We start from the raw sequence: 12,998 nt of genomic DNA, 5'->3' as shown, positions 1-12,998 counted from the left end.
GGGCGTTAGATTGACTCGCTGACGGTGGACGGAACGGCTGCTCAGGGGGCAGGGGAGATGGACAGCGACGGGACGCAGGACGCGCGGGGTACGCATGCGAATCCTGTGCCGCGTCCGGCGGGACCGCAAGACGTCCCCGCGGTGCCGCCGCGGCCCGCACGGCCCCCGCAGGTGACGGGCCCGCACGGCTTCGAGCAGCCGGCGCCGCAACCTTCGGCCGTCGCCGCCTGGCTCGACGAGCCGCGCCCGGCCGCCGGACTCGGCATCTGGCGGTACGGCTTCCGCCCCCCGAAAGGTGCGCAGTCACCGGACCGGCTTCCGCCGATCACGGTCGTCGGCCTGCTGATCCCGCTGGTCGTCGCCCTGCTCGTGTGGTCGCTGTGGCGCCACGGCGGCATCCCCTACCAGTGGGCCGTGCTCCGGCTGTTCACTCCGGACGACTGGTGGTGGGGCGGCACCACCTCCCCCAAGGGGATGCAGGGCCACGAGGCCGTCGTGGTCTACGACGGCGTCTTCTTCGCCGTACTCGTCTACGCGGTCGGCCGGCTGGGCGGTTGGCCCGAGGTCGTACGGCACGTCGTCGGCCGCCGTCCGCAACCCGCGCGGGCCCTGCTCGCCGCCCTCGGCGCGCTCGGCGCGCTGAGCCTGGTCTTCCCCGGCGCCTTCGGCGCCGGCTGGGATGCCCTGCCGGTCGTCGACCCGATGTTCTCCCTCATCGTCCTGATCGCGGGCGGCTACGAGGTGTTCACCTCGCAGCTCCTGACCGACGGGCTGTACGCGCTCATCACCCTGCTGGTCCTGTGGCCCTTCGCCCGTGTCGGCGGCTGGTGGGCGTACGCGAAGGAGCTCGCGGAGCGCCGCCGGGCCACGGCGGACCCGGCAGCCCCACCGGCCCCGGACCTGCCGCGGTCGCAGTGGCCCGAGCTGCGCCACGCCGGACAGCACCAGGCGGCCGATGTCCTGACCGCCGACGCGGCCGCCGGCCGGATGAACGACGTGGACTGCGCCCGTATCGAACGCGTCTGGGCCGAGTCCCGGAGCGGGGCGCGCCTCGCGCACTTCACGGACACCGTGCTGCGACAGGGCGCCGCGGCCTGGACGCACCCGTCCGGGGCCCGCGACCTGCCCGGCCGCACCGCACGGCACGACCTGCTCGAGGGCCAGGTGCGCATCGGGCGATGGGCGCCCGGGGAGCGGACGCCACGCGCCTACCACGGAGCGGGCGCGGCCGTCGGCCCGGACGTTCTCGGTACCTCCCTCCTGCTGGTGGGGCCGCCGGGGGCGGGCAAGACCCGGCATGTGATCGAGCCGGTGACCGAGGCGCTGGCGCTCCAGGCGCTCACCGGCCGGTGCGCGATGGTCGTGGTCTCCGCCACGGGCTCCCCGATCGGCTCGGACTCGGCCTTCGACGTCGTCGTCCGGATCGGCGACCCCGCCTCCGTCCACGACCTCGACCCGTACGCGGAGGCCGACGACCCGGACGAAGCCGCCGCATTCCTCGCCGAGGCACTGGTGGGGGACCTCGACACCGTCAGCAGCCAGAGCGCCGCCACCGCGCTGGCCCAGCTGCTCGGCCCCTACCGCGCCGTGCACGGGCACTTCCCGCCGCTGCCGGTCCTGCGCGACCTGCTGGAGGGTGACCAGGCGGCACTGTCGTCCCTGCGCGACGCGCTCATGGGCGACGGGCACGCCGTGATGCGCCGCGAACTCGACGCCCGGATGCGGCAGGCCGGCGGCGCGGCCGACGCCGGCCCGGTCCTCGCCGACCGGCTCGCAACTCTGGACCGGCCCGTCTTCGCCGGGTTCTTCGGCGCCGGAGACCAGATCCGTCCCTTCTCCCTGCGCGCGGTGGCCCACCATCCGCTGCGCGTCCGCATCGACCTGCCCGAGCGCGGGCACGAGGAGGCCGCCCGCCTGATCACCCGGCTCGTTCTCGCCCAGTTCAGCACCGTCGTACGGGAGAGCCGGCCGGCCCACTTCGCCTGTCTCGTCCTGGACGACGCCACCGGGACGGTCACCGGCGAGTCGGTGCGCCGCATACAGCGCCTGCGCTCCCTGAACGCCGGAGTCGTCCTGGCCCTGCGCACGATCGCCGACGTGCCCGAGGCGCTGCACGGCCCGCTGCTGGGTGCCGTCGGCTGCCGCATGGCCTTCTCCGGCGTGACCACCTGGGACGGCAGCCGGTTCGCGCACGCCTGGGGGACCGAGTGGGTGGAGACCAAGGAGGTCGCCAAGCACACCGTCTTCGCCGACCAGCCGATGACCCGGGCTCTGCACGCGCTGCGCAAGCTCGTCACCGGAAAGGCCGTGACCACGGACGCCGTGACCGTGAAGCAGGTGGAGCGGGAGCGCTGGTCGGCCTCCCAGCTGGCCCACGAGGTGCCCCCGGGCCACGCGGTGCTGTCGCTGACCGACGTGAAGGGCGAGCACGCCCCGCCGCTGCTGGTCGATCTGCGTGGTTGACGTCCGTACAGAGGTACGTACATAAGGTCAGCGGGTGACCGTACGGTGAGGCAGAATCGGCATAGGCCGTTCATACGCCACGGCCAAAAGATCACAACGATCACCCGATCTCCCCAGACCTGAAGGCCCCATGCCCCCGACGCTCGCCTCGCTCGTCCACCACTCCGCGCTCAAACTCACCGTGCGCGCGGGCGAGGACCGCCTCGACGTGCCCGTCCGCTGGGCCCACGTCAGCGAGCTCGCCGACCCCGTGCCCTACATGGAGGGCGGCGAGCTCCTGCTGATCACCGCCCTCAAGCTGGACGCCGAGGACCCGGAAACGATGCGGCGGTATGTGAAGCGGCTGGTCGGCGCGGGCGTCGTCGGGCTCGGCTTCGCCGTCGGGGTCAACTACGACGAGATCCCCAAGGCCCTCGTCGACGCCGCCGAGCAGGAAGGGCTGCCGCTGCTGGAGGTGCCCCGCCGCACCCCGTTCCTCGCGATCAGCAAGGCGGTGTCCGCCGCCATCGCCGCCGACCAGTACCGGGCGGTGACCGCCGGTTTCGCCGCCCAGCGGGAGCTCACGAGGCAAGCACTCAACGCCGGCCCCGAAGGGCTGCTCGGCGCGCTCGCCACGCAGGTCGACGGCTGGGCCGCGCTGTACGACGCCTCGGGCGCCGTCGTCGCCACCGCGCCGGAGTGGGCCGGGCGGCGGGCCACCCGGCTCACCGCGGACGTGGAGCGGCTGCGGGACCGGCCCGCGCCCGCCTCGTCGGTGGTCGGTCTCCCGGACCACGACGACCGGGTCGAGCTGCACACCCTCGGCACCGGGCGGCGACCGCGCGCGGCGCTCGCCGTGGGCACGGCCGCCGCCCTCGGCACGGCCGAGCGGTACGCCGTCCACTCCGCGATCGCCCTGCTCACCCTCACCACCGAACGTTCCCGCTCGCTGCACGCGGCCGAGCAGCGGGTCGGCGCGGCCGTGCTGCGCATGCTGCTCGCCGGAGAGCCGGACCACGCCCGGGCCGTCGCCGGCGACCTCTACGGCGGGCTCCTCGACGCGCCCTTCCGGATGATCGTCGCCACCGCCCTCGCCGCCGCGGACACGGGCCGGGACCCGCTGGACGGACTGGCCGAGACGGTGGAGTCCGCCGCCGCCCGCGCCGGGGAGGCCGTGCTCATCGTGCCGGAGGGGGAGCGGCTGGTGGTGCTCGCCGCGGACGGCGGTGCCGCGGTGGCCGCCTGCGCGGAGTACGCGGCCGCGCTGGAGACGGCGCGGAACGGGCCGGAGCAGGGCGGCGCCGACGAGGGCGAGCCGGTGGTGGGGCTGTCCGCCCCCGCCGGGCCGATCGCCGCCGCGGCCGCCTACAAGCAGGCCGAGCAGGCACTGTCCGTCGCCCGCCGGCGGGGCCGGGTACTGGTCGAGCACGAACAGCTGGCGGCCGGCTCGGTGCTGCCGCTGCTGGCCGACGACGCGGTGAAGGCATTCGCGGACGGGTTGCTGCGCGCGCTGCACGAACACGACGCGACGGGCCGGGGCGACCTGGTCGCCTCCCTCCGCGCCTGGCTCTCCCGGCACGGCCAGTGGGACGCGGCGGCGGCCGACCTCGGCGTCCACCGCCACACGCTCCGCTACCGGATGCGCCGCGTCGAGGAAATCCTCGGCCGCTCCCTGGACGACCCGGACGTCCGCATGGAGCTGTGGCTCGCCCTGAAGGCCACGTCGCCCGATTAGCGCCACGGGAGGGGCTCCGCCCCCAGACCCCACGGGCCTGTGCCCACCCACCACCCGTGCGGGCCGACCGGGTGGCGCGGCCCCACCCTCGCAGCCTGCCCGGCGTTCGATGCCGAGGCCGTTCAGGCCGACGGGGTTCGGGGGCGGAGCCCCGGCGGGGTCGAAGGGGCGGAGCCCCTGGGGACGGGAAGGGTAGGGGCGGCGGGGGCGAGGAAACCGCCGGCTCAGCCCCACCCCTCCAAACCGGCGCACAGCCAACCCCCACCACTACAGCTCGGACAAGCGCTCTCCCGCCGCCCCCGCCCTACCGTGGACCTGGACAACCAGAGAGACACCCCGAACACGGAAGGGCCGGAGAACGCACATGACTTCCACCCACGCCTTCTGGCTCGCCGGCCGCCAGGTCACCGGCGAGGACACCTTCGACGTCACCTCCCCCTGGGACGGCCGACTGGTCGCCAAGGTCAGCGTGCCGACCGACGCCCAGGTCGAAGAGGCCGTCGCCGCCGCCCACGCCGTCCGCGAGGACTTCGCCGCCACCCCGGCCCACGTCCGCGCCGCCGCCCTCGACCACGTCAGCAAGCGCCTCGCCGAGCGCACCGAGGAGATCGCCCAGCTGATCTCCGCCGAGAACGGCAAGCCCATCAAGTGGGCTCGGGGCGAGGTCGGCCGGGCGGTCTCCGTCTTCCGGTTCGCCGCCGAGGAAGCCCGCCGCTTCAACAGCGGCGAGGCCCAGCGCCTCGACACCGACGCCGGCGGCCAGGGCCGCCTCGCGCTCACCCGCCGCTTCCCGAAGGGCGTCGTCCTCGGCATCGCGCCGTTCAACTTCCCGCTGAACCTGTGCGCCCACAAGGTCGCCCCGGCCATCGCCGCCGGCGCCCCGATCATCCTCAAGCCGGCGCCCGCCACCCCGCTCTCCGGCCTGATCATCGGCGACCTGCTCGCCGAGACCGACCTGCCGGCCGGTTCCTGGAGCATCCTCCCGGTCTCCAACGACCGCATGCCCGCCCTCGTCCAGGACGAGCGGCTGCCGGTGATCTCCTTCACCGGTTCCGAGAAGGTCGGCTACGCGATCATGGACTCGGTGCCGCGCAAGCACTGCACCCTGGAGCTGGGCGGCAACGGCGCCGCGGTCGTCCTCGGCGACTACGCCTCCGACGCGGACCTCGACTGGGCCGCCACCCGCATCGCCACCTTCTCCAACTACCAGGGCGGCCAGTCCTGCATCTCGGTGCAGCGCGTGATCGTCGACGCCTCCGTCCACGACCGCCTGCTGCCGCGCATCGTCGCCGCCGTCGAGGCCCAGGTCACCGGCGACCCCTCCGACGACAAGACCGACGTCGGCCCGCTGGTCAGCGAGGACGCCGCCAAGCGCGTGGAGTCGTGGGTGAAGGAGGCGGTCGAGGCCGGGGCCACCCTCCTCACCGGTGGTGACCGCGACGGCGCCTCCTACGCGCCGACCGTGCTCACCGACGTACCGGCGGACGTGACCATCTCCTGCGAGGAGGTCTTCGGGCCCGTCCTCACCGTGCAGAAGGTGGACGGCGAGGCCGAGGCCTTCGCCGCCGCCAACGACTCCAAGTACGGCCTCCAGGCGGGCGTGTTCACGCACGACCTCCAGACCGCCTTCCGCGCCCACCGCGCCCTCGAGGTCGGCGGCGTGGTCGTCGGCGACGTCCCGTCCTACCGCGCCGACCAGATGCCGTACGGCGGCGCCAAGCAGTCCGGCGTGGGCCGCGAGGGCGTGAAGTTCGCGATGGACGACTACACCTACGAGCGGGTGCTGGTCCTCACCGGCCTCGCCCTCTAGCCCCCGTACGCTCCCCGAAGGGGCCCGGCACCGATGACTTCCGGTGCCGGGCCCCTTCTCTGTGCCGGCTTCGTCCGGACCCTCAACCGGAGAAGCCGACGTGCGCGAGCCGCACCGGGCCGCGCAGTCCGAGGTGCACGTCCCGCACGCCCTCGGCGACGATCCCGGCGCCGAGCGAGATGTAGTCGTACGGGCCGGACGTGGGTTCCTCGAGGGTCAGGGCCGCCAGCGCCGGGCCGCCGTCCAGCGACAGCTCGACCACGCCCTCACCCGCCACCTGGACGGTCACCTCCGTCACACCCTCGCCGAAGTCGCAGTCGCGGTAGATCAGCTCGCCGGTGCCCCCGTCCGCCGGCGTCACCGCGTCACCCGACACCTTCGTACGGTCCACCAGAGCGACGCCGGACTGCTCGTCGAAGTCGGCCGCCTCCAGGCCGCGCCGGAGCACCGCACGCGGGGCGGCGGGCTCGCCGTCGAGGAGGACGGACGTGCGCAGCCGGACGTCCGCGCTGGAGGCGCCGACGAGGAGGTCGTACGGGCCCTGCTCCCGGCGCCGGCGGCCCTGCGCCACGTCCCAGAACTCGAAGGCGGCGAGGGGCACCTCGAAGCTCAGCTCCGCCCGCTCGCCCGGGGCCAGGGCGACCCGACGGTGGGCGGCCAGCTCACGGCGCGGGCGGACGGCCGACGGGTCCACCGCGCGGGTGTAGAGCTGGGCGACCTCGTCCGCAGGGACGTCACCGGCGTTCGTGACCGTGAACGACACGTGCACCGCGTCGTCCGCCACCCGGACCGCCAGGTCGGCATAGGCGAAGGACGCGTACGACAGGCCGTGGCCGAAGGGGAAGAGTGGCGTTCCCTCGAAGTACAGGTACGTCTGGCGGGAGCCGATGACGTCGTAGTCGAGCAGGTCGGGCAGGTCGGCGTCGGCCGCGTACCAGGTCTGCGGGAGACGGCCCGCGGGGGAGACGTCACCGGCCAGGACACGGGCCAGGGCGGTGCCCGCCGCCTGCCCGCCGTGCGCGGTCCACAGCACGGCGGGCAGCCGCGCGACGTCCACCGCGTACGGGTACGCCGAGACCAGCACCAGCACCGTGTTCGGGTTCGCGGCCCGCGCCGCGCGCAGCAGCCGCTCCTGGTGGGCGGGCAGGTCCAGGGTCGTGCGGTCCTCGGTCTCGCGGCCGTTGATGTGCGGGTCGTTGCCCGCCACCACCACGACCACGTCGGCCCGCGCCGTGACCCGCGTCACTGCGTCCTCGGCCCGTTCGGTGACGATGAGCTCCAGGATCTCCGGATTCTCGTCGGCAACCTTTACTCCGTCCGCGGAGACCGAGACATGGCGACCCGTACCGAGGTGCCTGAGGAGGTGACCGTCGCCGTGCCGTTCCAGGCGGAACGTCTCCTGCACGATCCAGCCGCCCGGCTGGTCGGCGGAGGCGCGGACATGACCGTCCTCGGCGACCGACAGATAGCGGCCGTCGGGCGCGCGCAGCGTCAGCACGCCCTCGCCCCAGTCGACGAGCGCGAACTCGGTGCCGGTGGTGTCGGTGGTGAGCGGGGGCAGGTCGGTGCGGCCGGCGAGCAGGGCCGGGTCCAGGGCGCCCTCGGCGCCGCGCACCTCGTCGGGGGCCTCGGGGGCGGGCGGTACGTGCAGGAACGTACCGGCGGAGGTCTTGAGCAGGACCCGGTCCACGCCCTCCGCGAACTCCACCCGCTCCGCGCAGAACCGCTCGTACAGGCCCTCCAGAGGAGTGGACCGGTGCAGGAGCGTGCCGCTGTACCAGTCCAGCTTGCACTCGTCGGCGAGCAGACCGACCACGGCGACGCGGGTGTCCGGGGCGAGGGGCAGCAGGCCGTCGTCGTTCTTGAGCAGTACCACCGCCTGCTCGGCCGCCTCCTGGGCGAGTGCGCGGTGTCCCGGGGTGTCGAACTCGCCGGTGCCCAGATGGGGGTCGTAGTGCGGGTCGAACTCGCCGAGCCGGAAGCGGACCGACAGCTGACGGCGGACGGCGGTGTCGATGTCGGACTCCGTCAGCAGGCCCCGGCCGAGGGCCCCGCGTACCCGCGCGACGATCCGCGAGCCGTCCGTGCCGTGGTCGGTGAAGCTGTCGACGCCGGCCAGCAGGGCGGCCGCGGTGGCCTCCTCGTGGGTGTCGAAGTAGTGCTCGGCGTCGACCAGGTTCGAGGGCGCGCCCGCGTCCGAGCAGACCAGGAGGTCCTCGTCGGTCCAGGTGCGCAGATGCTCGCGCAGCTGCGGGGAGAGGTGGTTGGGACGCCCGTTGACCAGGTTGTAGGCAGGCATCACCCCGGCCACCGCGCCCGCCCTGACCGTCTCCTCGAAGGCCCGCAGGTCGTACTCGCGCAGCACGCGCGGGCGGACGGAGGCCGACGAGGTGGCCCGGTCGGTCTCGTTGTTGTGGGCGAGCCAGTGCTTGAGGACCGGCGCGGTGCGCCAGTAGGTCGGATGATCTCCGCGCAGACCGTGCGTGTACGCCGTGGCGATCGCGGAGGTCAGCTTCGGGTCCTCCGAGTAGCCCTCCTCGTTGCGGCCCCACAGCGGATGCCGGAGCAGATTGACGGTCGGGGACCAGACGTTGAGGCCGACGCGGTCGTCGAGGGCGCGCATCGCCCGCACCTCCTTGGACACCGCCTCGCCGACCCGGCGGACCAGATCCGGGTTCCAGGTCGCGCCGAGACCCACCGCCTGCGGGAACACCGTCGCCGGGCCCATCCACGCCACCCCGTGCAGCGCCTCCTGGCCGGTGCGGAACGCGGCGACGCCGAGCCGTTCCACGGCGGGCGCGAACTGGTGCAGGAAGGCGACCTTCTCGTCCAGCGTGAGCCGCGCCAACAGGTCGTCGATGCGCTTCGCGAACGGCAGTTGCGGATCGCGGAAAGGCGGCGTGGGGGGCGTGTGTTCGGTCACGGGCGGGTTCCCCTTGGGACGGAGCGGCGAGGCGCTTTCGAAGCGCTTCGATGCTCATTCGACAACCGGGTGGGTGTCAAGACTCCCCGGCGCAACAACTCGGACTTCTCACCGACATTTCAAGCCGCATATGAGGCCGTGCGGAGACGCGGGCACCTCGGAGGAATCTTGGAATCGACCCTTGTGCGCCCCCAGGTGTTCACTTAACCTCGCAGCAACATCGAAGCGCTTCGACGACTCGCCAGAGCAGCTGTGAACCGCTTCAGCTCAGCCAGTTCCACTCGAGACACCGCAGCCGACGGCCTCCCGCCGGGTGTCCTGGTGTGCCATGAAGGGTTGACGCAATGACGCCGAACGCCGCCACCGCCGCCTCCGCTCCCAGCCGGAGAAGCTTCCTCGCCTCCACGGCGGTCGCCGCCGCAGCGGTGGCGGGAGGGATGCCGCTGCTGACCGCCTGCGGGGGGTCGGACAGCGGGTCGGGCGGCGGCACCAGCGCGGGCAAGGGCGCCAAGAAGCTGCTCCCGAGCTACGTGGCCAGCAACGTGGTGACACCGGACATCCCCGCCAAGAACGGCTCGGCGATCGGCTTCACCGGCAAGCTCGACCTCGCCACGCTGAAGTCCTCGGTGCCGAAGAAGCTCGGCAAGGACGGCAAGGTCACCATCATGTCGCCGTTCTGGGGCTCCCCGCCCAAGCAGAACAACGCCTACTACAAGGCCATGAACGATCTGATCGGCGTGGACGTCGTCTGGCAGAACCAGGACGGCAACACCTACGACCAGAAGCTCGGCGCGGTCCTCGCCTCCAGCGACCTGCCGGACGTCGTGGTCGTTCCCAGCTGGAACATGGGCGGCAAGATACCCACCGCCATCATCAACAAGTTCGCCGACCTCGGCCCCTACCTCTCCGGGGACAAGGTCAAGGAGTACCCGAACCTCGCGGCCATCCCGACGGACGCCTGGCAGCGCTGCATCTTCGGCGGCAAGCTGCGCGGCCTGCCGCAGCCCTCCCCGTACGTCACCGGCATCGTGCCCCTCTACCGCAAGGACATCTTCGACAAGGAGGGGTACGACATCCCGCGGTCGGCGGACGAGTTCCTGTCCCTGGCCAAGGAGATCACCAACGCCAAGGCCAAGCGCTGGGCGTGCATGGACATGAAGTGGACGGCCTTCCAGGCCTTCGGCGTGCTCTCGGGCAGTGAGAAGCCGCTCGGCTGGAACCTCGTCGACGGCAAGCTGGTCAACCGCATCGAGACCGACGAGTACCTCGAGGCGCTGGAGTGGACCCGCAAGCTCTTCGCCGCCGGGGTCGTGCATCCCGACGGCAAGCTGGGCAAGACGGCACCCGACCCCGGCCCCAAGTTCGCGGCGGGCGAGTTCCTGATCTACGCCAACAACATCAGCCAGTGGTGGAGCCGCACCGCCGAACAGGCCACCCAGAACCCGGACTTCAAGATCTGGGGCATGGACGTCTTCGGCCACGACGGCGGGAACCCCACCCTCTGGGCCGAACAGCCGGCCGGCATCTTCGCCTTCATCAACAAGAAGGCCTCCGCATCCGTGATCCGTGACGTGCTGGCCGTCGCCAACGTCACCGCCGCGCCGTACGGCACCAAGGAGTACATGGCGACCAACTACGGCGTCGAGGGCACCCACTACACCGTCAAGAACGGCGTGCCCACCAAGACCACCCAGGGCAACAACGAGGTCCTCAACGCCTACGTCATGGTCGCGAGCCCCGCCGCCACCATCGCCCACCCCGACTTCCCCGACGTCGCCAAGGCCCAGGTCGAGTGGCAGCAGCGGATGGGCGCCTTCACCAAGAAGTCGAGCTTCTACGGCCAGATGATCACCGAGCCCTCCCGCTACACCAACCTCGGCAACGACTTCGAGCAGCTCGAGGACGACATCACCCGAGGCCGCAAGAAGATCAGCGACATGCAGCAGGCCGTCTCCGACTGGAAGAGCAAGGGCGGCGACAAGTTGCGCGACTGGTACAAGAAGCTGCTCGACGACAACGGCACGGCGGCGAGCTGACCGGGCACTGAGGCAAGGAGATCGGGCCGTGTCCCACAGCACGGTGCCTCGGAGCAGGGCCGAGGCCGACACGACGGGGAAGACTCCGGTGGCGTCCGGCGGCGCCACCGGCTCCCGGGAGCAACGACCCTCCGGGAAGCTGAGTCCGCGGCTGAGGTTCAGACGCGACCGCGTACTGCTCCTGATGACGCTGCCGGCCGTCCTGCTGGTCCTGCTCTTCAACTATGTGCCGATCCTCGGCAACATCGTCGCCTTCCAGGACTACGACCCGTACATCAGCGACAACGGCGTCGTCTCCATGCTGCACAGCCCCTGGGTGGGCTTCGAGAACTTCCAGCGGATCTTCCAGGACTCCGCGTTCTGGAACGCCGTCCAGAACACACTGGTGCTCTTCTCCCTCCAACTGGTGCTGTTCTTCCCGATCCCCATCCTGCTCGCGCTGCTCATCAACAGCGTGGTCCGGCCCCGGGTACGGGCGATCTCGCAGGCGATCCTCTACCTGCCGCACTTCTTCTCGTGGGTGCTGGTCATCGCCGTCTTCCAGCAACTGCTCGGCGGCGCGGGCATCTTCTCCCAGCTGCTGCGGCAGCACGGGTACGACGGCCTCGACATCATGACCGACCCGTCCACCTTCAAGTTCCTGGTCACCGCGCAGAGCGTGTGGAAGGACGCCGGCTGGGGGATCATCGTCTTCCTCGCCGCGCTGGCGTCGGTCAGCCCGGACCTGTACGAGGCCGCCGCGATGGACGGCGCCGGGCGCTGGCGCCGCATGTGGCACGTCACCCTGCCCGCGCTGCGCCCGGTGATCGCCCTGCTGCTGGTGCTGCGCGTCGGTGACGCCCTCACCGTCGGCTTCGAACAGATCCTGCTGCAACGCGACGCAGTCGGCCCCGGAGCGGCGGAGGTGCTCGACACCTTCGTGTGGTGGAACGGCGTCCGCAACCAGGACTTCGGCTACGCGGCAGCAGCCGGTCTGATCAAGGGCGTGATCAGCCTCGGCCTGGTCCTCGCCGCGAACAAGGTGGCCCATCTCATGGGCGAGCAGGGGGTGTACAAGAAGTGACCGCCATCGTCGACAAGGCCGTCATCGACCAGCCGGCGGGCGAGCCGCGCTGGTGGGAGGCACCGCCACGGCCCGTCTGGGAGGAGGAGCCCAGCAAGGCCGGCCTGGCCGGCAAGGGACTCGTCCTCACCCTCGCCTGCCTCGGCATCCTCTTCCCGCTGTGGATCGTCATCGTCACCAGCCTGTCCTCGCGCAAGACCATCGACGAGGCCGGTGGACTGGTGATGGTGCCCAAGGGCATCACCTTCGTCGCCTACAAGGAGCTCCTCAGCGGCGGCCAGGTCACCCGGGCCGCGGTCATCAGCATCCTGATCACCCTCGTCGGCACGCTGTTCTCGATGACGGTGTCCGTGCTGTGCGCCTACGGCCTCTCCCGCGTCGGCTCCCTGGGCCACCGCTGGATCCTGATGTTGCTGCTGGCCACGATGTTCTTCAGCGCCGGTCTGATCCCCACGTACCTGCTGGTGCAGTCGCTGGGCCTGACCGACAGCTATCTCGCGCTGATCCTGCCCAGCGCGATCAGCGTCTTCAACATCCTGGTCCTGCGCGGCTTCTTCATGGGCATCTCCCAGGAACTCATCGACAGCGCCCGCATCGACGGCGCGGGGGACTTCCGCATCCTCTGGCAGATCGTCATGCCGCTGTCCCGGGCCGTCATCGCCGTGATCACCCTGTTCTACGCCGTCGGGTACTGGAGCGCCTGGTTCAACGCGTCCCTGTACCTCAACGACCAGGACAAGATGCCGTTGCAGAACGTCATGATCCAGCTGGTGCAGAAACAGGAGGCTCCGGTGGGTCTCGGCCAGGCCATCAAGACGGGTGAGCTGTCCGGGCTGGCCGTGCAGATGGCGGTCATGGTGATGGCACTGCTGCCGGTCGCGGTCCTTTCGCCCTTCGTCCAGAAGCACTTCAAGAAGGGCATGCTGACCGGAGCCGTCAAGGGCTGAAGCCCGAGCGGGGTTCCTCGCCGTAGGGGTTCGCGCCGTGTG

7 protein-coding genes are annotated in these 12,998 nt (G+C 71.6%); 6 read left to right on the top strand and 1 reads right to left on the bottom strand.

The window, feature by feature from the left end; genetic code table 11:
• Positions 1 to 57 precede the first annotated feature (57 nt).
• The 3 genes from ACWGJM_RS17155 to ACWGJM_RS17145 all read left to right on the top strand — a co-directional run bounded on the left by ACWGJM_RS17155 (position 58) and on the right by ACWGJM_RS17145 (position 5,987).
• Positions 58 to 2,463, top strand: a complete 2,406-nt coding sequence (locus ACWGJM_RS17155; RefSeq protein WP_453412502.1) for an ATP/GTP-binding protein — start codon at positions 58 to 60, stop codon at positions 2,461 to 2,463.
• Between the two features lie 130 nt (positions 2,464 to 2,593).
• On the top strand, positions 2,594 to 4,177 hold the full coding sequence (locus ACWGJM_RS17150) for a PucR family transcriptional regulator (protein ID WP_453412501.1): 1,584 nt from the start codon (positions 2,594 to 2,596) through the stop codon (positions 4,175 to 4,177).
• A 364-nt stretch (positions 4,178 to 4,541) separates the two neighbouring features.
• The gene (locus ACWGJM_RS17145) at positions 4,542 to 5,987 is read left to right on the top strand and encodes an aldehyde dehydrogenase family protein (protein WP_453412500.1); all 1,446 of its coding nucleotides are present in this window, start codon (positions 4,542 to 4,544) and stop codon (positions 5,985 to 5,987) included.
• 82 nt (positions 5,988 to 6,069) lie between these two features.
• Here ACWGJM_RS17145 and ACWGJM_RS17140 read toward each other — a convergent pair whose 3' ends face one another.
• On the bottom strand, positions 6,070 to 8,910 hold the full coding sequence (locus ACWGJM_RS17140; RefSeq protein ID WP_453412499.1) for a glycoside hydrolase family 3 C-terminal domain-containing protein: 2,841 nt from the start codon (positions 8,908 to 8,910) through the stop codon (positions 6,070 to 6,072).
• 344 nt (positions 8,911 to 9,254) lie between these two features.
• Here ACWGJM_RS17140 and ACWGJM_RS17135 point away from each other — a divergent pair, with 344 nt between their 5' ends.
• The 3 genes from ACWGJM_RS17135 to ACWGJM_RS17125 are packed head-to-tail and all read left to right on the top strand — an operon-like array spanning position 9,255 to position 12,956.
• A complete protein-coding gene (locus ACWGJM_RS17135; protein WP_453412498.1) occupies positions 9,255 to 10,946 on the top strand; it encodes an extracellular solute-binding protein in 1,692 nt (563 codons plus the stop codon).
• Positions 10,947 to 10,974: 28 nt separating this feature from the next.
• Positions 10,975 to 12,009 (top strand): ABC transporter permease, encoded by a 1,035-nt coding sequence (locus ACWGJM_RS17130; protein WP_453412497.1) that lies wholly within the window; start codon positions 10,975 to 10,977, stop codon positions 12,007 to 12,009.
• Positions 12,006 to 12,956: a carbohydrate ABC transporter permease gene (locus tag ACWGJM_RS17125; protein WP_453412496.1), complete on the top strand. Its 951-nt coding sequence runs from the start codon at positions 12,006 to 12,008 to the stop codon at positions 12,954 to 12,956. Before ACWGJM_RS17130 ends, ACWGJM_RS17125 begins: the two co-directional genes overlap by 4 nt.
• Positions 12,957 to 12,998: the final 42 nt, after the last annotated feature.

This window comes from Streptomyces sp. NPDC054834 (assembly GCF_053611185.1).
The sequence above is the reverse complement of the archived record's forward strand: the minus strand, read 5'-3'. Positions and strand labels throughout refer to the sequence as shown.

Excerpts from the sequence above, each read along its gene's own strand:
- ACWGJM_RS17155 (WP_453412502.1), top strand. The coding sequence starts at position 58 with ATGGACAGCGACGGGACGCAGGACGCGCGGGGTACGCATGCGAATCCT.
- ACWGJM_RS17150 (WP_453412501.1), top strand. The coding sequence starts at position 2,594 with ATGCCCCCGACGCTCGCCTCGCTCGTCCACCACTCCGCGCTCAAACTC.
- ACWGJM_RS17145 (WP_453412500.1), top strand. The coding sequence starts at position 4,542 with ATGACTTCCACCCACGCCTTCTGGCTCGCCGGCCGCCAGGTCACCGGC.
- ACWGJM_RS17135 (WP_453412498.1), top strand. The coding sequence starts at position 9,255 with ATGACGCCGAACGCCGCCACCGCCGCCTCCGCTCCCAGCCGGAGAAGC.